This window comes from Flavobacterium sp. PL12 (assembly GCF_039123485.1).
Lineage (GTDB): Bacteria > Bacteroidota > Bacteroidia > Flavobacteriales > Flavobacteriaceae > Flavobacterium > Flavobacterium weaverense.
This window is the reverse complement of sequence record NZ_JBANDI010000013.1, coordinates 66,227-88,527: the sequence shown is the minus strand read 5'-3', so window position 1 is coordinate 88,527 and position 22,301 is coordinate 66,227. Positions and strand designations below refer to the sequence as shown.

Sequence of the window (22,301 nt, the reverse complement as noted above, 5' to 3'; positions counted from 1 at the left end):
CAATCCCTATAAATCGAAATCTTTTTTAATTTCTTTGATGGCTTCTTTTACTTGTGTTTTAACACTTTTAAAAGTTTCTTTGATATCCTTCTTTTTTCCTTCTGACTTAGTCCAAGCTTCGATTTGTAGAATTTCTTCAAATGCGACGTTTAAACCCATCAAATCAAGCGTTGGTTTTATCTTGTGTGCATACGCATAGGCGTGTTTGTGATCTTTCTTTTTTATTCCTTCTTTGATTTGTAATAAATCTTCTGGAACTTCTGTTACAAACAAAGTTAGAATTTCATTTACAAATTCTGGATCATTGTCCGAAAGTGCGTACACTTTTGATAAGTTATAATTTATAGCCATTATTTCACTTGTATTCTAAATAGTTGTTGTCCTTCTAAAAATCCTTCTAAAACATCCTCTGATTTTACTGACGCAACTCCTTCTGGAGTTCCTGTAAAAATCACGTCACCAATTTTTAATGTAAAAAATTGAGAGACGTATGATATCAGTTCGTCAATTTTCCATAACATTAAACTTGAATCACCCATTTGAGCGGTTTCATTATTTTTCTTTAACTCAAAAGTAATATTTTCTAACGAACTAAACTGACTTTTAGGTAAAAACTCGCCTATAACTGCAGAGCCATCAAATGCTTTAGCTTTTTCCCAAGGCAATCCTTTTGCTTTCAACTTATCTTGTAAATCACGTGCTGTAAAATCGATTCCTACGCTAATTTCATCATAATATTTATGAGCGAATTTTGGCTCGATGTATTTACCAACCTTACTTATCTTGACGATAATTTCGATTTCATGATGCACATCCTCCGAAAATTCTGGAATTACAAAAGGATGTTGCTTTAATAAAATAGCCGAATCTGGCTTCATAAAAACAACTGGTTCCGTAGGCCTTTCGTTCTTCAATTCTTCAATATGGTTTGTGTAATTTCTACCAATACAGATTATTTTCATCCTGTTTTTATATTAAGATATTCCGCAGTTTTTATTTAGTGTTTAGTTTTCTAAGCTTGATCGCCGTTAAAACTTTTTTAGTGTACAATGGAAAATCAGCATTTTGAATCCAGCTAAAATAGCCTGGTTCCATTTCCAATATCTTGTCTACTTTTACGCCTTTGTGTTTTCCAAAAGTAAAAATTTCCTCGTTGTCTTTATCAAAAGCTATCATTCCTGCAAAATCAGCAATTTTCTTTCTAGTGGTAAATTCAGACAATGACTTCATATCATTTTCTAATTCTGGATAACGATCAAGTTGTGCTTTTAAAATTTCATAAGTCGCCATTGTATCGGCTTCTGCAGAATGCGCATTTTCAAGTGATTTCCCACAGTAAAATTTAAGCGCAGCACTCAACGTGCGCTCTTCCATTTTATGAAAAACAGTTTGAACATCCACTGAAACTTTTCCTTTCATATCAAAATCAACTCCAGCGCGCAATAATTCTTCTGCTAACAAAGGAATATCAAATCGATCCGAATTAAAACCAGCTAAATCACTGTCTTTAATCATATTATGCACTTGAGCAGCTAATTCGTTAAAAGTAGGTTCATTTGCTACTTTTTCATCAGTGATACCGTGAACAGCTGTTGTCTGTGCAGGAATTGGAATCGTAGGATTCACTAACCACGTCTTACTTTCTTTATTTCCGTTTGGAAAAACTTTAAATATTGATATTTCTACAATTCTATCTTTCCCAATGTCAATTCCGGTCGTTTCAAGATCAAAAAAGCAAATTGGTTTACTCAGTTTAAGTTCCATTTTTAATTTTTGTATAATTACAAATATAGAAATTTGGGATTAATTTCATTAAAAGTTTAACCTTTTAAGTTTGAAAATTACTAGAAAAATAAAAACCCGACTCATTCTAAAAGTGAGTCGGGTTTAAATTGCAATTAAATTTATTTTTACAAATCTCTATTCACATCAAATGCTTCAAGATATTCAGCTACTCTCTTAACAAAACTTCCTCCTAATGCACCATCTACAACTCTATGGTCGTAACTGTGAGATAAGAACATTTTTTGACGGATTCCAATAAAATCTCCTTCAGGAGTTTCTATTACCGCTGGCATTTTACGGATTGCTCCAAGTGCTAAAATCCCCACTTGTGGCTGGTTTAAAATTGGCGTTCCAAAAACACTTCCAAAAGTACCAACATTAGTTACTGTATACGTTCCACCTTGCGTATCGTCTGGTTTTAGTTTTCCTGCTTTGGCGCGGCCTCCTAAGTCGTTTACTGCTTTTGCCATCCCAACTAAATTCAACTGATCTGCATTCTTAATCACAGGAACAATCAAATTACCATTTGGTAAAGATGCTGCCATTCCTAGATTGATGTTTTTCTTTTTAATGATAAAATCACCATCCACAGAAATATTCATTCCAGGGAAATCTTTCAGCGCTTTAGCCACTGCTTCCATAAAAATTGGCGTGTAAGTCAATTTCTCCCCTTCTCTCTTTTCGAAAGCATTTTTATTTTTTTCTCTCCATTTTACAATATTAGTCACATCCACTTCGATAAACGATTGAACGTGCGCCGATGTTTGTACTGAAGCGACCATATAACCCGCAATAAGTTTGCGCATTCTGTCCATTTCAATAATCTCATCACCACCGCTGACAGAAATTGGAGCTGCTTTTTGAGCAACTGCAACTGCAACTGGTTTTTGAACTGCTGCAATCGGAGCTATAGCTACTGGTTGACTTGTTCTATTTTTTACGTATTCTAAAATATCATTTTTAGTAACTCTTCCTTCTTTTCCAGTTCCTGAAATCGCAGCTAATTCTGAAACAGAAACTCCTTCTTCCTTAGCAATATTTTTTACTAATGGGGATAAGAATTTCTCAGACTCAGAAAAGTCAACAGGAGCAGCAACGCTCTCTTTAGCAACTTCTACCGTTTTTTCAACTTCGGCAATAGCTGCAGATGCTACTTCTTCTTTTACAATTGAAACAAGGTCTCCGCCTTCAGTCTCAATTATTGCAATTGTCTGACCAACTTGAACTAAATCATCCTTACCGAATAATTGCTCTACTAAAGTTCCTGAAACTTCACTTGGCACTTCACTGTCAACTTTATCAGTTGCAATTTCAAGTACTGCTTCATCCGCTTCAATTTTGTCTCCCACTTGCTTCAACCAGTTTGTAATAGTTGCTTCTGCGACACTTTCTCCCATTTTAGGAAGTTTCAATTCAAATCTTGCCATATTATTAACCTAAAAGGTGATTTTGATTTTCAATTTGCGAAATTACTGAATATTTCAATTATAAATTACATTAAATGCATTTTTTTACACTATTTTAATAATCTCGCCTCTTCCGTTACTATTGTTACTTCCTATTAAGAAATTAGCGTTTTTTGGTAGAATTTTAAACGTATAGCCTTTATTTCTTGCAGATTCGAGAAAATGAATACAATCTTTAAAAGATATAAATTCATTATCTAATATAATTTCAACATTATTTGTGCTTTTACCTGCAGACGAAATTACCGCTTTTTCCGTTTTTAAATTGTAAAAAGATACTTTTTTTTGCAAAATTGACCTCAGCTTATCAATCCATTTTTCTGAAGATGAGTAAAGCAAATATGATGAGGGTTCAGTAACAAAACTATTTTGTCTTCTAACCATTTTAAAAAACGAAAAAAGTAATATTCCAATTCTCATAAATGCAGAAAAAAGTAATGAAGTAAAACCATTAGAACCAAAATGCTTTTTATAGAAGAAATTCATTGCTTCCTGGAAACGCTTCATATACGTCCCATCTTTAATAGTGCTTTCACCTTTGTAATGAATAACTGTTGTCTCGTGAAAATAATAATTTGACTTTCCTGTCCTAGAAACAACATACGATAAATCTATATCGTCAGAATACATAAAGCAATTTTCATCAAAGCCTCCAACTTCCAGATACAAATCTCTTTTCATTAGCATAAATGCACCGACTAAAATATCTACTTCTCCAGTTTCGTTTTCACCTAAATGTTCAGCATAATATTTACCAAATAGTGATGATTTTGGAATTAACTTATATAAACCCATAATTTTTGTAAAGGCAACCCAAGGTGTGGGAAGACCTCGTTTACTTTCAGGCAAAAATTTTCCTGCGCCATCAATTAGCTTACAGCCTATAATTCCAATTGGTTTTTTTGATTGCAAGGAATTAAGCGAGCGTGCAAAAGCTAAAATCTTAGTAAAAGTATCTTCAGCAACTACAGTGTCCGGATTAAGAATACAAATATATTCGCCTTTAGCATAACTTACCCCGATGTTATTGCCTTTCGGAAAACCTAGATTTTCACCATTTGAAATTAGAGTTACGTTTGGAAAACGAGATCTAATCATTTCGCAACTATCATCCTCTGAATTATTATCAACAACTATGATTTCGCCATCAATTTCTAAAAGCGCATTTTGCACACTTAATACGCAAAGCTCGAGAAAATAACGCACGTTGTAATTAAGAATAATGACTGATAATTGCATTGATTAAAGAATAATTTATAAAGCACGAAAGCTATGAATCAGTAAAAAAAGAATTTAGTACTCCAACTATATTAATATTCCCATTGTCGCGTCTTGTTCAATTCTTCCTGCTCTTTGATAATTTCAGCTGGTATAACTTTTAAAAATGAAGAATGTTGTTCAATTGCGTATTCAACTTTTTCAACAATTTCATCAATAGTATCATTATCGTAGTCAATATCTAAAGGTTCTTTAATTATAAAGGATTGAAGTATCCCTTTCTTTTTCATACGTAAACCCTTTTTATCAAATGAACGACGGAAACCGTCAATTACAATGGGCACAACAATAGGTCGATGCTGTTTTATAATATGAGCCGTTCCTTTACGAACTGGTTTAAAAGACTTTGTAGTTCCTTGAGGAAAAGTAATTACCCAACCATCATTTAATGCGATTTTAATATTTTCAGTATCGTCAGGATTTATTTCTTTTTTCTCTTGAACATCTACTCCTTTCGCTCTCCAGGTACGTTCCACAGAAATCGCTCCTGCGTAAGCCATGATTCTAGTAAGCAATCCTGCTTGCATCGTTTCTTTGGCGGCTACATAATATATATTCATTTTAGGTTGCCATAGATAACCAACATTCTTTATATTATCTGTTCGTCCGCTAAGACTGGCGTTAAATACATGAAACATTGCTACTACATCGGCAAAATAGGTTTGGTGATTAGATATAAAAAGCACATTAGTATCAGGTAAATCTCTAATAATTTCTGAACCTTCAATTTGTAATTGATTAAAGCCTCTATATCTTTTATGCGTAATACCTCCAAAGATTCTAATTAACCACTTCTTTATAAATAGTATATGCCCAAAAGGATTTCGCTTAAACAATCGCATAAATTTATTTATTTTAAAATATTCAATTTACAATAATACGAAAATTATAGTGGAACAATTTGATGGTTTTTAAACTAATTTAAATTCTATGGGAAGGATTTAAAACTTCATTTATAACATCTTTCAATTCGCTAAGCATCATTGCTGTCGCACCCCAAATGATTTTTTTATCAATTTCGAAAGCATTAATACTGATGTCTCCTAGATAAGAAGTCTTAACATCCGTACTTATAATTGTTTCGTCATTTAGTAATAAAGATAGCGGCAATTCGATGATATCAGAGACTTCACTAGGATCAGGTACAAAGGATAGTTCTTCTCTACTTATCCCAAAAAAAGGATGAACCATAAAATTGCTAGGAGTAATATATAGCTTAGTAAATGGCATAATAATTTCGATTTTATCAGGAGCTACTCCAATTTCCTCGTGTGTTTCTCTAAGAGCTGTAAAACAGAAATCTTCATCTTCTTGTTCATACTTTCCACCTGGAAATGCAATTTGCGCTGAGTGGATTCCCTTATATGAATTCCGAACAATGAGCACTAAATACGCTTCATTATTTTTAGGGTAACATAGCATCATCACACCCGCCATTTTTGGATTCTTATCGCTGTGATCAATATTTTCAAAATGCTGTAACCGTTCTAATGGTCCCATTTTTACATGTGCATTAAAAGCAGGCAATGGCACATCAATTAATTTTGGAACAAACTGTAAAAATTCTTGAAAATCCATAATCAAAGTCTATTTTTGCAAATTGAAATTTAAAACTAAATGTAGTTAGAAAATATAATTACACCAATTTTCTAAAGCAAAAATTCATCTATAATGTACAGTAAAGAAGAAACTCAAAGATTAAAACGTGAATTCTGGGTTGAATTTGCGCAAAAATATCCGCGTAAATGGATATTGTATGACACAAAAATTAAAGATTTCTCTTTTAAGTTTTATGTTGACAATAAAAAAGCGCAAGTTTTAATTGATATTGAGCATAGAAATGATGAAAAAAGAATTGCTTATTTTGAAAAACTGGAAGCTCTAAAAAATATTCTTGAAGAAGAATTCATTAAGGACTTAGTTTTTGAAAAACAATACACGCTTGAGAGCGGAAAAAACATCAGTAGGATTTGGGTTGAAAAACTTGGTGTAGGAGTTAGCAATAGAAAATATTGGGACGAGATTTTCGAATTTTACAACGAAAAGATGAATGCTATTGAAATGTTTTATTTAGAATATGACTCTTTTATTAAAGACATTGAGCAGTTTTAAATTTAAAAATAGCACGCTGTTAGCCAACTTCTTATTTACATTTTAAAAATATGATACATTATAATTCGATTTCCGTAATTGATGTATAATTGTTTCCTATTTCCTTGTTTTTTTCTGGTGATAATAGATACGGTGCAATCAACACCTTCATTGTCTTTAGTAGTAAACGAGTAGACTAAATCTGTGTTATTTTCTTCAATTGGAATATATTCTACAATTTCAAACAGCTGTATGATTTGAGAATAAACTACTATTCTACTTTTCTTAGTATCTAGAGTCACTAAAATACTCACAGGATTTAGCTCAGACCATTTTCCCCACTTTCCTTTATCGTTTTTCTCCACAACGCTAAATCCAGTAGTCTTAAACTTATAGGTTTGCGCATAGGATTGTTGAATCGCAAAGAGCATAAAAAGAAGTACAATAAATATTTTTGCTGTTTTCATGTTTTAAAATTGAAAATTATTCACTTCAATTCTCGCTTCTTCAAAATCTAAAATCATCTCTTCAATGATTTGAGCAGCAGGTTTTATATCCTTGATGATACCAGCTATTTGGCCTATTTCTAATTCACCTTCAATTAAATCACCTTCAAACATTCCTCGTTTTGCTCGTGCACGTCCTAGCAATGTTATCAATTCCTCCTTCGTTGGACCTTTTTCATATAAATTTTGCACATCGTGGTAGAATTTATTTTTAATTAAACGAACTGGTGCTAATTCTTTTAAGGTCAATTGCGTTCCTCCTTCATTTACATTTAAAATCGTCTCTTTAAAATTAGCATGCGAAGATGATTCTTCTGATGCAGCAAATCTACTTCCTACTTGCACTCCATCAGCACCAAGCGTCATAACTGCTAGCATTCCTCTTCCTGTAGCAATTCCTCCTGCAGCAATCAATGGAATGCTGATCTTTTCTTTCACCATAGGAATTAGAGTAAGTGTAGTTGTTTCCTCTATCCCATTGTGTCCGCCTGCTTCAAATCCTTCAGCCACAATCGCGTCTACACCCGCATCTTGTGCTTTTAATGCAAATACTGAACTACTAACAACGTGTACAACAGTGATTCCGTTTTCTTTTAAGAAAGAGGTCCACGTTTTAGGATTACCCGCAGAAGTAAATACAATCTTAACACCTTCCTCTACAATAATTTTCATTATTTCTTCAATATTGGGGTACAACATTGGAACGTTTACACCAAAAGGTTTTGAAGTTGCTTTTTTACATTTTTGAATGTGTTCTCTTAAAACTTCTGGATACATGGAACCAGCGCCAATTAAACCAAGCCCGCCAGCATTACTTACTGCACTTGCTAATTTATATCCGCTGTTCCAAATCATTCCTCCTTGAATAATTGGGTATTGAATTTTAAAAAGTTCGGTTATTTTATTCATTATCTATAAATGCTACTATTCTTTTATTATTTTTCCTGATTTCGAAAACGACTTCGACTCCATTTTATAAAGATACATTCCTTTTTCCAATGCTTTTATCGAAATCGAGGTTGATGCTGGAGTTACTTTTTGTTCTAAAATTTTCTGTCCAATAAGCGAATAAATTGACAGTGTACCGTATTCAAACTTTGAAGGTAAAGACACCATAATAATGTCAGAAGTAGGATTGGGATATATTATAAAATCATCTTTCGAAAAAGATTCTGCAGACAATTGATTTCCAAGAGCGAGTCCGAAATCAGGAATTCCGTATCCATAAGTATTGTTAGGTGTCAAGAAATTATCTGAAGACTGGAGAATTAAATTTCTAATTTCCTGATTCGTTTTTTGAGGGAACGCTTGCCATAAGCACGCTACCATTCCAGCCATTATCGGACCAGAAAAAGAAGTTCCATCTGCTGTAACTATATTACCATTCGCATCTGAAATAACAGCACTTTTACCTTGAGCCATTACATCTGGTTTTATTCTGCTATCAGAAGAAGGCCCTATTGAACTAAACGAAACTCTACTTTTTGAAGCATTCACAGCGCCAACAGAAATTACAGAAACTGCGTCAGCTGGTGCACTAATATATGGATTGGAAGTGCCTCCAGAATTACCCGCGGATGATACAACTATCATTCCTCTACTAAAAGCAATCTCAGCTCCACGACTCATAAATGTCGTATTCCCATTCATATCTGCATAGGTATGGTCGTATGCTTTATTATCAAAATCAAAATAACCAAGTGAGGTATTGATAATATCTACACCTAAACTATCTGCTTTTTCGGCCGCTTCAACCCAAAAGGATTCTTCGACAGGATTTTCAGCATTATTATCTTCAGTGATAAATAAATAATAGGAAGCATCTGGAGCTGTTCCAATTAATGAATTTTCCTTATAACCGCCCATAGTAGATAACACTGAAGTTCCATGTGAATTTCCAGAATAAATATTAGAATTTCTAGCTACAAAATTATAGCCTCCTAAAATTTTATTATTATCTCTTAGTTTAGCAAAAGGTGGTGCAGTATTTACTCCAGGATATCCCGCATCCATAATCGCAATTATTTTACCATCTCCGGTATGATTTGCTTGATGTAAAGCTTGACCATTTAACATTACAATTTGGTTTGACGAAGAGCCATAAGCATAATTGATTTTAGTTTTTTTGGTCTTATTTTCTTGTTTTACCTTCGCTGCTTTTGCAATTTTTCCTGCTTGATTTAAAGTTCGATCAGCAAAATCAATTTTATTGACAAATGGTAGCATCGATAAATTATTGATTGCGTTTTGTGACCCCCGAACGTGAATTGCATTTAGCCACTTAGATGTCGCCAAAACAGAAATTCCATATGTAGCTTTAATTTGGTTAACGTATGAAGTTTCAACCGGAACATCTTTATTGTCTAGCGCAATACTTTGATTCGTTCTTCTATCTAATGCTCTTTGCGAAAGCATTTGTAGCGGAGAATCTAAATAAAGTTGAGAACTAGGTTTATCATTAAAATATACCCAAGCATCTTGTTGCGCAAAAGAAAATGTACTAAAAATAAAAAAAATAAACAGATAAAATTTTCTCATAAATTCTTCGTTTCGCTGCTACTGCATTATTAAATCTTTGTATTGACGCTAGTAATTTTCAACTTCTTAAAATTTTAAATTTACGAAATCACTCCAGAACCAACTAATTCATCAGCTGAATACCAAGCCGCAAATTGTCCTTCAGTTATCGCTGATTGTGGCTCATCAAATGAGATATACATTTCTTTTTCAAACTGATGTAAAGTAGCTTTTTGTAACGGCTGTCTGTATCTTATTCTAACCATAAAATCTTTACTTTCACCGTTGGCTAAAGCCAAATCCTTGCGAATCCAATGAACCTCATCTTTTTCGATACGCAACGCTTTTTTGAATAATCCAGGGTGAGAACTTGTCAATCCAGTATAAATAGTATTGGTTTCTACATTGGTTGCAATTATAAACAAAGGATCTGTTGTGCCTCCTACGTTCAAACCTTTACGCTGACCAATAGTAAAATAATGTGCGCCTTGATGTTTTCCCACTACTTTACCCATTTGCGGAGTGTAAGCAAGTTTTTTAGAAGCTAATTTCAACTCTTCTTCTAAACTTAAGTCATCTTTCTTATCAATGTTGTATATAGAATCGTTTTTATCAATTTGGATAATAACGCCTTCTTTAGGTTGTAATTTTTGTTGTAAAAATTCTGGTAAGCGCACTTTACCAATGAAACATAAACCTTGCGAATCTTTCTTTTCAGCAGTGATCAAATCCATTTCGGCCGCGATTTCTCGCACTTCAGGTTTTGTCAATTCTCCAATAGGGAAAAGCGACTTTGCTAACTGTTCTTGCGACAATTGACATAAAAAATAAGACTGATCTTTATTGCCATCAGCACCAGCTTTTAGCTGATAAACCACTTCATCATTTACTTCAATTTCAGTCTTTCTACAATAGTGTCCAGTAGCCACGTAATCAGCTCCTAAACTTAAAGCGATTTTCATGAATACATCAAATTTTATCTCGCGATTACAAAGAACATCTGGATTAGGGGTTCTTCCTTTCTCATATTCATTGAACATATAGTCCACTATTTTCTCTTTATACTGCTCACTTAAATCGACAGTTTGAAAAGGAATACCTAATTTTTCTGCTACTAACAACGCATCATTACTATCTTCTAACCATGGACATTCATTTGATATTGTAACAGAATCGTCATGCCAATTCTTCATAAAAAGTCCAATAACTTCATACCCTTGTTTCTGCAATAAATAAGCGGCAACACTTGAATCTACTCCTCCTGAAAGTCCTACAACAACACGCTTCATCTTCAAAAAATTATAATTTATTAAGATTACAAAGTTACAAATATTTAAAATAGAAAATGAAGCAGTTTTAAAGCCGAATACTCTTTTTGTTCTTCGTTTCAATCACTTATAATTCATAGTAGAAATTTATTATCGCAGCTCTATTTTATTTACTAAAATGAATATTAAATAGTGTTTTTAAAAGTGTTTTTTCAAAAGAAAATTATGAATAAATATGATAAAAGTCATACTTATTTACTCCAATGTCACAGTATATTTGTTTCGTGAAAAAAGTTTTCCTCATACTAGCGCTACTAATACTTCTGAAACCGATGTTTCCCATTATAGAGTATGTAGTAAGGTATGATTATATTTCAAAAGTGCTCTGTATTAATAAAGATAAACCAAAATTAGAATGTAATGGTCAATGTCATTTAATGAAACAAGCCGCAAAGAATGCCGAAAGCGACGGTCCAATTTCTACTAATAAAAAGTTAAGTTCTCAAGAGATTGTATTTGTATTTTTTGAAGAATTAACTTCACAAACTATATTACCTCTTTATTTTCATAAAACTGAAAAAGCAAGTGGTATCTATTCCAATCTTTATTCTTACAAGCTGAGTGGATTCTTATTTCGACCGCCCACCATTATTTCATAAAATTTTAATTAAAGTACTTGCATTATTCTATTTTTTTTCCAAAAGTAGAAACTGCATGTGGTAACAATTGTTTGAAAGATTAATTCTTTACAAACGCATTTCCTATACACCTAAATAAAAATAAAATGAAATTTCAATTAAAAAACATAGTGACTGTATTGCTTGTAGCAATCACTTTTGCTTCATGTTCAACTGATAATAGTGAACCAATATTAATCAACGAATTAGACGGACTTACAAAAATTCAAGAAATAACAAATGACACTCATACCATTGAACTTTATTCGGCTTCAGGAACTCTACAACAAGGCTACAATGCAATTTCATTGAGGATTAAAAACAAGGCAACTAAGGAATACGAAACAAATGCTACCGTAAATTGGGCGCCAATAATGAAAATGTCTACAATGTCGCATGCTTGTCCTTATTCTGAAATTAAAAAAACTTCAGGAAAACAAACTTTATATAACGGCTATATTGTATTTCAAATGGCAGAAAACACGATGGAACATTGGTTTTTGACTATAAATTACAGCATTAATGGTGTCGCTGAAAGTGTTAGCGCTCAGATTGCTGTGCCTGCTTCAACGAAACAAAGAGTAACAACTTTTACAGGCACAGATGGCACAAAGTATCTGCTAGCATTTATTGATCCTTCAAACCCAAAAGTTGCTACAAACGAAATGACTGTTGGCGTTTATAAAATGTCATCCATGATGTTATTCCCAGTGGTTGATGGCTTCAAAGTTAAAATCGATCCAAGAATGCCAAGTATGGGAAATCACGGTTCGCCAAACAATGTTGACTTAACTCAGTCAAGTATCGATAAACTTTATCATGGAAAACTGTCATTGACAATGACTGGCTATTGGAAAATTAACCTCCAACTTCTGAATGAAAAAAATGAAGTTTTAAAAGGAGAATCAATCACTGACGCTGTTCCTTCAAGTACTATCTACTTCGAAATTGAATTCTAAACCTGCTATTTTAATTTAGATACACTTTAAACTTTTAAAAACATTATTTAAATATATTCTACAGCCATAACATTACAATTGTGATGGTGGTAGAACAATTTTTTCAAATCAAAGAGGCCAAAGCATCATATGTTTTGGCCTTTATAATACTCTTCATTATGAAAAAGATAGTATTTTTTTGGGTACTGTTTTGTCTTGCTATAGCTTCAATTTATGGACAAGAGCAAACTAAAGACAGTATTGCGCCAAATAATTTAAATGAAGTTATAGTTATTGGTAAAAAATCAGAAATAAGTCAGAAGCAAGTAAAACCTTTAGCAAGTATTGATGAATATTTACAGCAATCTGGTAAGATAGAAATGATTAAAAGAGGTGGTTACGCTTGGGAACCAGTTTTAAATAGTATGGCTACCGAAAGAACGCTAATTACCATTGATGGAATGCGAATTTTTGGGGCTTGTACTGATAAAATGGATCCTATTACATCATACATAGAAGTTTCTAATTTGTCTGAAGCTTCCATAAAGACAGGGCAGCAAGGCGCTTGCCATGGAGCAACAATCGGCGGAGCAATAGATTTAAAAAGAAACCGAAGCAGCTTTAATGATTTAGGTTGGAAAACTTCTGTAAATACAGGTTTTGAAACCAATAGTAATCAGAAGATTTTTGGAACAGCCGTTAATTATGTGAGCGATTCTTTTTACATCGACACAGACTTCATGTATCGAGACGCTGATAATTACAGCGGTGGAAACAGTCAAAAAGTATTGTTTTCGCAGTTTCGAAAATTCAACATATCTGCAACTTCTGGTTTTCTAATTGATAAAAATAAGTTAGTAGAAGGCTCTATAATATATGACAAAGCTACCGATGTAGGTTATCCAGCTTTACCAATGGATGTTTCTCTCGCAGAAGCTTTAATCACTTCATTAAAATTTGAGTACGTTCCGAAACCAGAAAACCTTACTTCAGATCTCACGTTGACCAATTGGGAAACTAAAATTTATTACAATACCATTACACATAAAATGGATGATACTAAACGTCCAGCAGTACCTATTCATATGGATATGCCAGGTTGGAGTGATACCTACGGATTCTATTCGAAAATAAAAGGAGTTTTTGAAAACCATCATTTTGATGTTGATTTAAACTCTTTTTACAATAGATCAATAGCAGAAATGACAATGTATCCAAGCGATCCCAATGAAAATTTAATGTTTATGTATACTTGGCCGGACGTTCGAACTTTTTACGGAAGTCTCTTTCTCGAAGATAATATAGCTTTGAATGCCGCATCTAGTTTAAAATTTTCCGCAAGTTTAGGAAATCATTTCAATGAAGTTGCAAATCAATTTGGTTTAGAAAGTTTACAAATTTTTTACCCAAAAATGAGTAAAAGTAAAAGCCGAATTTTAAAAAGTATTTCTGCTAACTATTTGCAGAATCAAAATGGTTTCGAATGCGGATTAGGTATCGCTTATGGCGAAAGAGCTCCTTCAGTTTCAGAAGGATATGGATTCTATTTATTCAATAGTTTTGATCGATATGATTACATAGGAAATCCAGGATTGAAAAATGAAAATTCAGTTGAAGGGAACGCCTTTCTAGGTTATAATAACAAATCGTTCTCTGCCAAATTAACTTCCTCTTATTTTCGTATTTCTAATTATATTATTGGAAAGCCGGATGCAACTGTCTTACCGATGACCATTGGCGCAAGCGGAATTAAAATTCACACCGCGTTAGATTACGCCACTATTTTCAATACAGATTTAAATTTAGAATATCAATTTGATTCCCATTTTAAAGCTAAAGGACAAGTAGTTTATAATTATGGAAAAGATTTTGAAAATCAAAATTTACCTTTCATTAGTCCGCTGCGCTATTCAACTGCTCTGAACTATAAAAGAGATCGTTTCTCATCAGAAATTATGATTCAAGGAAATGCAACACAAACTCAATACAGTCCCTTTTACGGTGAGGATAGAACGTCAGATTATGCCATTGTAAATCTTTCATCAAGTTATTTGTTTACAATTAATGAAAGTAAATTAAATGTGAGAGCTGGAATAGAAAATGTTTTAGATACGTATTATTCAACTTTTTCTGATTGGAATAATATTCCAAGAAAAGGAAGGAATTTCTTTTTGAATATAACTTTTGCGTATTAGCTATTATTTCTTTCGATAATAAAAATTGCACATACCTCCATAAAATAGTAATGGAGCTATGTGCAAATCTTTTTGTTGTTAACTAAACTATTTTACAGAAGTAGTTAATTAACGATAGTTGCGATACCACTTGTTTTAAAATAAAAATTAGCGCTTCGTATCCATAAAAAAATTACTCTAATATCTTAAAAAAGTATCTCCAGATTTAATTCCAAGCGCCAATTCTTCAAGATTTGTATTCTCTAACATAAAGGCTAGTTCATTTCTAATCTCTTTAAACTTATCGTGGACTGGACATGGATGATCCTCTGAACATTGATTTAATCCAAGGCCACATCCTGTAAAAACGCGGTCGCCATCTAACGCTGTTACAATTTGCGCAAGGGTTATTTGACTCATTGCTGTTTTCGAAATTTCGAAGCCACCTCCTACTCCTTTTACAGAACTCACAATTGAACTTTTTGATAATATCTGCAGAATTTTTGCTGTAAAAGCTTCTGGAGAGTCTATCTTTTTTGCAATATCTTTTAGTCCCACACGATTGTTTTGGCACGATTGAGATGCGATAAAAATAGTAGCTCTAATGCCGTATTCACAAGTTTTAGAAAACATAATCGAATTTGTATATGAAGTGAAATGGTTGTAATTCTTACCTCTAATTAAAAAAATGGCATTTAAAGTCTTTATTAACTCCAGAAAACATCTTCTAAGTTTTCTACAAAAACTTCGTGCGTATGAATCTCACTAATCTTTGATAATTGCAGTTCAGTAGCTTCGCTTTGAATTTCAGGAAACAAAACGCGCTCTTCAAATCTAATATGCTTTTCTAATTCTTCCTCAATACGTCCTAAGGCTTTCTCTAAGTCAGAAGTTTGACTAAACAGTCTTTTTAATCTTCGATGATCTGTCAAAGCTTGTTTAACGAGTTCATTTGATGAATCTAAAACCGTAAAAATGTAGTTCTCTTCTAGTTCGAAATGAGGCTCTAAGTGTGTTACGAAAAACCAATCAGCATATTTTTTTATGCGTTCTAATTCAATTTTTCTAGAGAAACCTGTTCTAATCTTCCAACATAATTGCAAACCGTGATGATGATCATGACTTAATGGTTGCAATTCTATAGCTCTTTTTAAAGGTCTATTTGAAATCATATTCTAAAAATTTAAATCGCCCCTAACGAATAAAAAAACAATTATTAACTTTAAAAAGTTATTAATGTCAACTGATCGCATGTGAAAAACCATTTTAATTTACTTGTTTAGATCTTTTTTAGTTTTGGGGAGAAAATTATCAATATAAAGATGGTTCACATAAAAAGTATTACATTTTCAAAGGTACGCTTTCAAAAAGACATTTTCATCTTATTTAATTTGAAAGTGTAGTTTAATGTTTGCGATCGAAAGATTTACATTTTCTAATTGCCGATTCGAATAGCATAATCCTTTATGAGCAAATAGAAGAAATTATTCTTGATCGTAGAAAAAAACCTCAATTAAAAGTATGATTGCAATGCAAATTAGCCATATACTATCTTTTTATAAAGCAATTTTGAATATTCAATTTTTAAAAGAGTAAGATTCGATTATTAATTGTATTGCAGCGAATGATTTAAAAATGTAAAAATTTAGTATCATAATCTGCTGAAGCACAAACTAATTAAATATTTTAGCGGCAAATAAAAAAACACATAGAATCATATTGCTATCAAAATAAATAAAAGGCTTTTTTATTTCTATTAGAAAACTCAAATCTAGTTAAGAAATAATTTCCAAAGATGCCTATTATAATGATTCAACTATGTTTCTATGTGCTATAGAACTATTACGAAGGTTTAACATTTGAATGTTTATCTTCTAAAATTAGTATTTACTTTTTCGAAGCAAATTTTTGCTCTAAAAGTGCAGCGGAAGGGAACAAAATATTATTTTCTAAGTGAATATGTTTGTGCAAATCCTGCTCAAAGTCTGACAACATTGCAAATGTCACTTTATAAGTACTACAACCATCTGCTGGCGGAGTATAATTATTAGTTAGTTCAGCAATTTTCACAAAACGATCTCCCTCTGCTTCATGTTCAGCCATCATCATTGCTATAGGATTTTTTACAGTGCCAAAATGAGGTGCGGGAATAATTTCATCTGCAAGACTTGCTTTCGCTAGTTTCTTAATAAATGGAAACAACATTAATTCTTCTTTTTTCATGTGTTGCGCTAATTCGCCAGCACATCCTTTAAAAAGTTCATTAATTTCAAATAGTTCAGGGTGATTTGCTCCATGTACTTTGCATAACTTGTCTAAAAATGGAAGTAAAATTTGTGTTTTGTCTTCCACATAACGGTGATGTGTTTTCTCTATATAATCTGCTAATAAATCTAATGGCCATAATTTAAAATCAATTCCGCTATCATCCTTAGAGTTTAAAACAGCTTCTATCTCATCATGTAATACATTAGTATCAATGTTCTTTTTTTCACAGGCCTCTTCAATACTCCTGTTTCCTTTGCAACAAAAATCAATTCCGTATTTCGAAAAAACTGCTGCTATTCTAAAATCTTTTGCTACATATTCGCCAATTGTTATTTTTTCTAAAGTTTCCATAATTATTATTTTTATGTTGAAATGTTTTTACAAATCTAATACTATTTTGAATAACGGACAAATTTATCCTTAATAAAATTTGAATTATTATTAGTTTATAGGAATATGATTTACAGATAATTACAATCCAAATTTTTTACTATTCTGTAAATTAATACTTTATTTTAAAAATATAAAAAAGATGATTTTTATCATGTTTTAAAAATAATTTATACTAGTAATTTGCAGTAACTAAATAAAGGATAAAATTGTCCTTTATAGCAAAATAATTTTTTATTAACTAACAAAAACAGATAATTATGCTTTCAAAATCACAAGCAAGAGCATTTTTTTTGGGAGGAACACTAGTCACCTTTTTAATCTTTATAGGATTGACTATTTATTCGTTCATGCCCCGAAACGATCAAACCAACTATGGTAAGATTACAAAAGAAGTAGTGAGAGGAAAAGAAATTTGGGAACAAAACAATTGTATGGGTTGCCACAGCATTATGGGTGAAGGAGGCTATTATGCACCGGAACTTACGAAGGTATTAGAACGTCGCGGTGAAGGTTACGTCAAAGCAGTTCTAATATCACCAGTTCCATGGAATCCTAAAGGTAGAAAAATGGTTGCATATAAAATGAGCGAAGCTGACGCCAATGCAATGGTCGCTTACTTCGAATGGATTGGCAAAATTGACTTAAATGGTTTTGATAGAATAGTATCGCCATTAGCGAAAGACGAAGAATAATCTAAAATATATAAATATGAAATATAAATCACAAAAAGTAGCCTATTGGTTTTTTGCCTTGTGCATGCTTTTGTTCTCGCTACAAATTATTTACGGCTTTATAATGGGCTTTGACCGCATTGGATTGCAAGGCCTACACGAAATTATTCCCTTTAACACGGCAAGAGCTGTACATACTAATTTACTTGTTGTTTGGCTATTAACTGGATTCATGGGAGCCGCATATTATATAATTCCTGAAGAAGCGCAACGCGAATTAATAAGTGTAAAATGGGCTTACGTCCAACTAATATCTTTAGCTGTCGTAGGAGTTGTAGCAATCGTTGGCTTTCACTTTAATCACTGGGAAGGAAGAAAATTCCTTGAAATTCCTAGAGAATTAGATTATTTAGTAGTTGCTAATGTGTTGCTTTTCCTAGGAATAATATTAGGAACTTTATTTAAAGGAAAACGTCAAACAACTACTGCTTTGATACTTACTATGGGTCTTTTATTTGCAGCTCTGCTGTATATTCCTGGAATGATTTGGTTTGATAGCCAAGTAATGGATTCATTCTTTCGCTGGTGGGTAGTTCACTTGTGGGTTGAAGGTGTTTGGGAATTAATTATGGGAGGTATCCTTTCGTTCTTACTTATAAAATTAACAGGAGTTGATAGAGAAGTGATCGAAAAATGGTTGTACGTAATTGTTGGTCTTACTTTTCTTTCTGGAGTTTTAGGAACTGGTCACCACTACTACTACATTGGAGTGAATAAAATATGGTTAGTTGTAGGTGGAATTTTCTCAGCATTAGAACCTTTAGCTTTCTTAGCCATGGCATTATTTGCTGTGAATATGTATAGAAAGGGAGAAAAAAGTCATCCCAATAAAATTGCTTTATTATGGACTATAGGTTCAGCAATCGTATCTTTTGTAGGTGCTGGTTTATTAGGTTTTGCTCATACTTTACCACAAACAAACTTGTATACTCACGGAACATTGGTGACAGCTATGCATGCACATTACGCTTTTTGGGGTGCTTATGCAATGATTGTGTTAGCAATTATTAGCTATGCGTTGCCTAATTTAACTGGACGTAAACGTTATGAAAGTTCACAGGGAATGGCAGCTTTCTGGTTGTCCAATATCGGAATCCTGGGAATGACTGTTGCTTTTGGTGTTGCTGGTGTAGCGCAGGTTTACATGGAGCGCAAAATGAAAATGGATTTTATGGATGTTCAAAATGAAATCAGTATTCACTTTGTAGTACTACTTATTTGTGCCACAATGTTCACGATTGGAATAGGATTATTTATTTATGATTTTGTCAAATACGGACTTCCTACAGATGAAGCTTTGATCGCTGAAAATGAAAGTAACGATTAGCTTATAATAAATAGAAATTTCAAAAGAGATTCTTTGAACTGAAAGTTTAAAATAATATTTCCAGAATGCTATAACGACCGTTTTTAAGATTTGCATTTCCAAAAAAACAACTGTTACCGCATTCTGGTTTATTTTTAAAAGTAAAATAAAATGTTAGAAAACACACCATATTATCATCCTGTTGGTAAAGAAATAGATGTCTTTAATCATGCTTACCAAAACAAAATTCCTTTTTTACTAAAAGGTCCCACTGGAACAGGAAAATCACGCTTTGTGGAATACATGGCGCATCTATTAAATAAGAAAATCATAACTATTAGCTGTCACGAAGAGACTTCTTCTACTGATTTAATTGGACGATTTATTATAAAAGGTGCAGAAACTGTTTGGCTTGATGGTCCTTTAACCACTGCCGTGAAAGAAGGAGCGATTATTTATCTTGATGAAGTTGCAGAAGCACGTCCAGATGTCATCGTAGCGATTCACTCCCTCACAGATCACAGACGAGAATTATTTATAGACAAATTAGGTGAAACCGTAAAAGCGCATACAGATTTCATGCTAGTCGCTTCTTTTAATCCAGGTTACCAGCGCGGTTTTAAAGAACTTAAACCTTCTACTCGCCAGCGCTTTATTGCTGTAGCATTCGAATATCCTGAGCCTAAAGTAGAAATAGAAATTTTAGTTAATGAAACTCAAATAGATTCTAATACTGCTAAAAAGTTAGTAGCCATTGGTAACAAAATTAGAAATTTAACTGAATTAGGTCTTACAGAAACTGTCTCAACACGACTTTTAATTGATGCCGCTAAAATTATTTGCTCTGGTCTTCCAAAGCGTTTATCTGTGCACGTTGCAATAGTGGAACCGCTATCAGATGACCTGCAGACCGTGCAGGCATTAAAAGACTTATGTGATTTGATGATATAAAAAATAGTGTTCAGAATTTAGTTTATAGTGTTCAATTGAATGCGATTATGTAAAATTTTATACTAGCATAAAGCACTGAATACTAGCACTAGATTTTGATTACTGAACACTGAATACTGAATACTGAACACTGAATACTAAAATTATGGGATTCGAAATAGATGAATATATAGTTGGAAAGTTTTTTAAACACTTAAAGAAAAGCAGAAAAGTCAGTCCTGAAATTATTGCGAGAACAGTTACTCTTGATAACATCAAACCTAGATTGACTATTTTAGCTAGAGCTTTAACTGGGAATCCAATTGAAATCTTCCCTGCTGAACTTGAAGGCGGTTATAAAAATAATAATTTCTTTCTTCCAATTTCTTTCAGTGCTTTGCCCACTAAAGAGGAAAACTTTACGTTTTACCTCTTCAGAGTTTTATATTTAAGCGTTCAACAGCGTTTAAATTTAAACTGGAATTATCTAGAAAAAGAGCAACCTTTAATCCAATCCCAAAAAAAAGCATTTGAAACTTCTAATGATGTTTTGACTGTTTTATTTGAAGAATTTTCGATCGGTAAAAATTTTCACACTCAATTAAAAAACCATTATTTCCAACAAGCAACTGAAAAAATAGCAGCTGATTACTCCTGGATCTATGGAAAATGGATGCAAAATGATAAAGAAGTAAAATCAGATTCTGTTTTAGAAAACTTCTCTGATTTAACTAAAAAAGTAAACGAAAACAAACCGTTAACCACTTTGAAATCAAATGCCGTTGAGGAAGTAATCACAGTTGAATTAGATAAAAAACAACAAGAAGATTATGTATTACTTCACAATTTTGAAAAAGCGGAAACCGCAGAAGAATTCAATGGAACTTGGCGCGACTTTGATGGTTCAGATGAACTAGAAGAACATCAAGAAGCGCTAGAAGAACTAAACATGAAATATACAGTGCGAGTTGATGACACGGCACATTCTGTTTATCAATCAGACTTCGTAGAGAATACTTCCATTTCTGAAAGTGCAGAAATTGATTCTAAAGGTTTTCATCTTACCTACAGCGAATGGGATTTTAGCAAACGCATTTACAAGGAAAACTTCTGTAAAGTATATCCAAAGTCACAGCAGAAAATAGATCGGGATTATTACAAAAAAACAATTACAAAAAATGCTTCAACTTTATTAGGCTTGCGCAAAATGTTGACGAACGTTAATAATCGTATGCAGCAGCAAAAGCGACAATTACAAGGTGACGAATTTGATATTGATGCAATCACTGATTTATATGTCGATGTACACTCTAAACGCACTCCATCCGAGAACGTGTATGTTTCGAATCGAAAAAAAGATAAAGATTTATCCATTTTAATTCTTTTAGACATAAGTCTTTCTAGTGATGGCTACGCAGCAGGAAATCGAGTAATTGATGTGGAAAAAGAAGTTTCAATTCTTTTTGGCGAAATACTAAATGAATTTAATATCGATTTTTCAATCGACAGCTTTTACTCTAAAACTCGAAATTTCTCTACATATTTAACAGTTAAAGATTTTGACGAAAACTGGAATACTGCAAAACATAAGATTGGAGCTATTGAACCAAGTGGGTATACTAGAATTGGTGCTGCTTTAAGACATGCAGGTGCGCGACTAGACACTAGAAATACTAAAAATAAATGGGTAATACTGATCTCTGATGGAAAGCCAAACGATTATGATAAATATGAAGGTAAATATGGAGTAAATGACGTAAAGCAAGCACTTCGCGAACTGAATAGAAGGAATATTAATTCCTATGCCTTAGCGATTGAAGCACAAGCTAAATACTATTTACCACAAATGTTCGGGCAAAATCATTATCAAATTTTAACGACTCCAGTAGAATTATTGCAATCGCTGGTTAAGTTATATGAAAAAATAAAACATCAAAAATAGATTTAAAAGTAAGATACTTTTAGAGTTAATT

At 32.7% G+C, this 22,301-nt stretch carries 22 protein-coding genes; 8 read left to right on the top strand and 14 right to left on the bottom strand.

The features are described from left to right. Positions 1–6: 6 nt before the first annotated feature. The 7 genes from RCH19_RS08055 to RCH19_RS08025 all read right to left on the bottom strand — a co-directional run bounded on the left by RCH19_RS08055 (position 7) and on the right by RCH19_RS08025 (position 6,107). A complete protein-coding gene (locus RCH19_RS08055) occupies positions 7–351 on the bottom strand; it encodes an Hpt domain-containing protein (RefSeq protein WP_121924304.1) in 345 nt (114 codons plus the stop codon). Then, positions 351–962, bottom strand: a complete 612-nt coding sequence (locus RCH19_RS08050) for a fumarylacetoacetate hydrolase family protein (protein ID WP_121924303.1) — start codon at positions 960–962, stop codon at positions 351–353. The genes RCH19_RS08055 and RCH19_RS08050 overlap by 1 nt, the downstream gene beginning before the upstream one ends. 31 nt (positions 963–993) lie before the next feature. Further along, entirely contained in the window at positions 994–1,764 is a 771-nt protein-coding gene (locus RCH19_RS08045; protein WP_343022792.1) for a 3'-5' exonuclease, read from the bottom strand. A gap of 146 nt (positions 1,765–1,910) precedes the next feature. Continuing rightward, positions 1,911–3,212, bottom strand: coding sequence for a dihydrolipoamide acetyltransferase family protein (locus tag RCH19_RS08040; RefSeq protein WP_343022791.1), 1,302 nt, complete (start codon positions 3,210–3,212; stop codon positions 1,911–1,913). 84 nt (positions 3,213–3,296) lie between these two features. Further along, positions 3,297–4,490 carry a glycosyltransferase family 2 protein gene (locus tag RCH19_RS08035; protein WP_343022790.1) on the bottom strand — a complete coding sequence of 398 codons (1,194 nt, stop codon included), beginning with the start codon at positions 4,488–4,490 and terminating at the stop codon, positions 3,297–3,299. Between the two features lie 71 nt (positions 4,491–4,561). Next, entirely contained in the window at positions 4,562–5,371 is an 810-nt protein-coding gene (locus RCH19_RS08030; RefSeq protein ID WP_343022789.1) for a lysophospholipid acyltransferase family protein, read from the bottom strand. A gap of 79 nt (positions 5,372–5,450) precedes the next feature. Further along, positions 5,451–6,107: a CoA pyrophosphatase gene (locus RCH19_RS08025; protein ID WP_343022788.1), complete on the bottom strand. Its 657-nt coding sequence runs from the start codon at positions 6,105–6,107 to the stop codon at positions 5,451–5,453. A 93-nt stretch (positions 6,108–6,200) separates the two neighbouring features. On the opposite strand from RCH19_RS08025, the gene RCH19_RS08020 reads away from it, so the two are divergent. Beyond that, on the top strand, positions 6,201–6,641 hold the full coding sequence (locus RCH19_RS08020) for a DUF4268 domain-containing protein (protein WP_343022787.1): 441 nt from the start codon (positions 6,201–6,203) through the stop codon (positions 6,639–6,641). Positions 6,642–6,676: 35 nt separating this feature from the next. Here the strand turns inward: RCH19_RS08020 and RCH19_RS08015 are convergent, their stop codons facing one another. The 4 genes from RCH19_RS08015 to mnmA form a co-directional block, all read right to left on the bottom strand. Beyond that, positions 6,677–7,087 carry a hypothetical protein gene (locus RCH19_RS08015; RefSeq protein ID WP_343022786.1) on the bottom strand — a complete coding sequence of 137 codons (411 nt, stop codon included), beginning with the start codon at positions 7,085–7,087 and terminating at the stop codon, positions 6,677–6,679. A gap of 3 nt (positions 7,088–7,090) precedes the next feature. Continuing rightward, complete coding sequence (locus RCH19_RS08010; RefSeq protein WP_343022785.1) at positions 7,091–8,035, bottom strand: nitronate monooxygenase; 945 nt, start codon at positions 8,033–8,035, stop codon at positions 7,091–7,093. A 15-nt stretch (positions 8,036–8,050) separates the two neighbouring features. Then, the gene (locus tag RCH19_RS08005) at positions 8,051–9,664 is read right to left on the bottom strand and encodes a S8 family serine peptidase (RefSeq protein ID WP_343022784.1); all 1,614 of its coding nucleotides are present in this window, start codon (positions 9,662–9,664) and stop codon (positions 8,051–8,053) included. An 80-nt stretch (positions 9,665–9,744) separates the two neighbouring features. Beyond that, positions 9,745–10,932 (bottom strand): tRNA 2-thiouridine(34) synthase MnmA, encoded by a 1,188-nt coding sequence (mnmA, locus tag RCH19_RS08000; protein ID WP_343022783.1) that lies wholly within the window; start codon positions 10,930–10,932, stop codon positions 9,745–9,747. A gap of 311 nt (positions 10,933–11,243) precedes the next feature. On the opposite strand from mnmA, the gene RCH19_RS07995 reads away from it, so the two are divergent. From RCH19_RS07995 to RCH19_RS07985, 3 genes are all read left to right on the top strand, one after another. Then, a complete protein-coding gene (locus RCH19_RS07995) occupies positions 11,244–11,570 on the top strand; it encodes a hypothetical protein (protein WP_343022782.1) in 327 nt (108 codons plus the stop codon). A 125-nt stretch (positions 11,571–11,695) separates the two neighbouring features. Beyond that, positions 11,696–12,547 carry a hypothetical protein gene (locus RCH19_RS07990; RefSeq protein WP_343022781.1) on the top strand — a complete coding sequence of 284 codons (852 nt, stop codon included), beginning with the start codon at positions 11,696–11,698 and terminating at the stop codon, positions 12,545–12,547. A gap of 158 nt (positions 12,548–12,705) precedes the next feature. Next, the gene (locus RCH19_RS07985; protein ID WP_343022780.1) at positions 12,706–14,721 is read left to right on the top strand and encodes a TonB-dependent receptor; all 2,016 of its coding nucleotides are present in this window, start codon (positions 12,706–12,708) and stop codon (positions 14,719–14,721) included. Positions 14,722–14,898: 177 nt separating this feature from the next. On the opposite strand, the gene RCH19_RS07980 is transcribed toward RCH19_RS07985, so the two are convergent. The 3 genes from RCH19_RS07980 to ric form a co-directional block, all read right to left on the bottom strand. After that, positions 14,899–15,333, bottom strand: coding sequence for an Rrf2 family transcriptional regulator (locus RCH19_RS07980; RefSeq protein WP_343022779.1), 435 nt, complete (start codon positions 15,331–15,333; stop codon positions 14,899–14,901). 74 nt (positions 15,334–15,407) lie between these two features. Then, positions 15,408–15,872, bottom strand: a complete 465-nt coding sequence (locus RCH19_RS07975; RefSeq protein WP_343022778.1) for a hemerythrin domain-containing protein — start codon at positions 15,870–15,872, stop codon at positions 15,408–15,410. A 715-nt stretch (positions 15,873–16,587) separates the two neighbouring features. Further along, positions 16,588–17,319, bottom strand: a complete 732-nt coding sequence (ric, locus tag RCH19_RS07970) for an iron-sulfur cluster repair di-iron protein (RefSeq protein WP_343022777.1) — start codon at positions 17,317–17,319, stop codon at positions 16,588–16,590. A 299-nt stretch (positions 17,320–17,618) separates the two neighbouring features. Between ric and RCH19_RS07965 the strand changes: the two genes are divergently transcribed. The 4 genes from RCH19_RS07965 (at position 17,619) to RCH19_RS07950 (ending at position 22,270) form a co-directional block, all read left to right on the top strand. Then, positions 17,619–18,053: a cytochrome c gene (locus RCH19_RS07965; RefSeq protein WP_343022776.1), complete on the top strand. Its 435-nt coding sequence runs from the start codon at positions 17,619–17,621 to the stop codon at positions 18,051–18,053. A gap of 16 nt (positions 18,054–18,069) precedes the next feature. Then, positions 18,070–19,419, top strand: coding sequence for a cbb3-type cytochrome c oxidase subunit I (locus RCH19_RS07960; RefSeq protein WP_343022775.1), 1,350 nt, complete (start codon positions 18,070–18,072; stop codon positions 19,417–19,419). A gap of 150 nt (positions 19,420–19,569) precedes the next feature. Then, on the top strand, positions 19,570–20,349 hold the full coding sequence (locus RCH19_RS07955; protein WP_343022774.1) for a CbbQ/NirQ/NorQ/GpvN family protein: 780 nt from the start codon (positions 19,570–19,572) through the stop codon (positions 20,347–20,349). 145 nt (positions 20,350–20,494) lie between these two features. Beyond that, entirely contained in the window at positions 20,495–22,270 is a 1,776-nt protein-coding gene (locus RCH19_RS07950; RefSeq protein WP_343022773.1) for a VWA domain-containing protein, read from the top strand. The last annotated feature ends 31 nt before the right edge of the window (positions 22,271–22,301 follow it).

Coding starts and splice junctions, on each gene's coding strand:
- RCH19_RS08055 (WP_121924304.1), bottom strand. CDS start 351: ATGGCTATAAATTATAACTTATCAAAAGTGTACGCACTTTCGGACAAT.
- RCH19_RS08050 (WP_121924303.1), bottom strand. CDS start 962: ATGAAAATAATCTGTATTGGTAGAAATTACACAAACCATATTGAAGAA.
- RCH19_RS08045 (WP_343022792.1), bottom strand. CDS start 1,764: ATGGAACTTAAACTGAGTAAACCAATTTGCTTTTTTGATCTTGAAACG.
- RCH19_RS08040 (WP_343022791.1), bottom strand. CDS start 3,212: ATGGCAAGATTTGAATTGAAACTTCCTAAAATGGGAGAAAGTGTCGCA.
- RCH19_RS08035 (WP_343022790.1), bottom strand. CDS start 4,490: ATGCAATTATCAGTCATTATTCTTAATTACAACGTGCGTTATTTTCTC.
- RCH19_RS08030 (WP_343022789.1), bottom strand. CDS start 5,371: ATGCGATTGTTTAAGCGAAATCCTTTTGGGCATATACTATTTATAAAG.
- RCH19_RS08025 (WP_343022788.1), bottom strand. CDS start 6,107: ATGGATTTTCAAGAATTTTTACAGTTTGTTCCAAAATTAATTGATGTG.
- RCH19_RS08020 (WP_343022787.1), top strand. CDS start 6,201: ATGTACAGTAAAGAAGAAACTCAAAGATTAAAACGTGAATTCTGGGTT.
- RCH19_RS08015 (WP_343022786.1), bottom strand. CDS start 7,087: ATGAAAACAGCAAAAATATTTATTGTACTTCTTTTTATGCTCTTTGCG.
- RCH19_RS08010 (WP_343022785.1), bottom strand. CDS start 8,035: ATGAATAAAATAACCGAACTTTTTAAAATTCAATACCCAATTATTCAA.
- RCH19_RS08005 (WP_343022784.1), bottom strand. CDS start 9,664: ATGAGAAAATTTTATCTGTTTATTTTTTTTATTTTTAGTACATTTTCT.
- mnmA (WP_343022783.1), bottom strand. CDS start 10,932: ATGAAGCGTGTTGTTGTAGGACTTTCAGGAGGAGTAGATTCAAGTGTT.
- RCH19_RS07995 (WP_343022782.1), top strand. CDS start 11,244: ATGTTTCCCATTATAGAGTATGTAGTAAGGTATGATTATATTTCAAAA.
- RCH19_RS07990 (WP_343022781.1), top strand. CDS start 11,696: ATGAAATTTCAATTAAAAAACATAGTGACTGTATTGCTTGTAGCAATC.
- RCH19_RS07985 (WP_343022780.1), top strand. CDS start 12,706: ATGAAAAAGATAGTATTTTTTTGGGTACTGTTTTGTCTTGCTATAGCT.
- RCH19_RS07980 (WP_343022779.1), bottom strand. CDS start 15,333: ATGTTTTCTAAAACTTGTGAATACGGCATTAGAGCTACTATTTTTATC.
- RCH19_RS07975 (WP_343022778.1), bottom strand. CDS start 15,872: ATGATTTCAAATAGACCTTTAAAAAGAGCTATAGAATTGCAACCATTA.
- ric (WP_343022777.1), bottom strand. CDS start 17,319: ATGGAAACTTTAGAAAAAATAACAATTGGCGAATATGTAGCAAAAGAT.
- RCH19_RS07965 (WP_343022776.1), top strand. CDS start 17,619: ATGCTTTCAAAATCACAAGCAAGAGCATTTTTTTTGGGAGGAACACTA.
- RCH19_RS07960 (WP_343022775.1), top strand. CDS start 18,070: ATGAAATATAAATCACAAAAAGTAGCCTATTGGTTTTTTGCCTTGTGC.
- RCH19_RS07955 (WP_343022774.1), top strand. CDS start 19,570: ATGTTAGAAAACACACCATATTATCATCCTGTTGGTAAAGAAATAGAT.
- RCH19_RS07950 (WP_343022773.1), top strand. CDS start 20,495: ATGGGATTCGAAATAGATGAATATATAGTTGGAAAGTTTTTTAAACAC.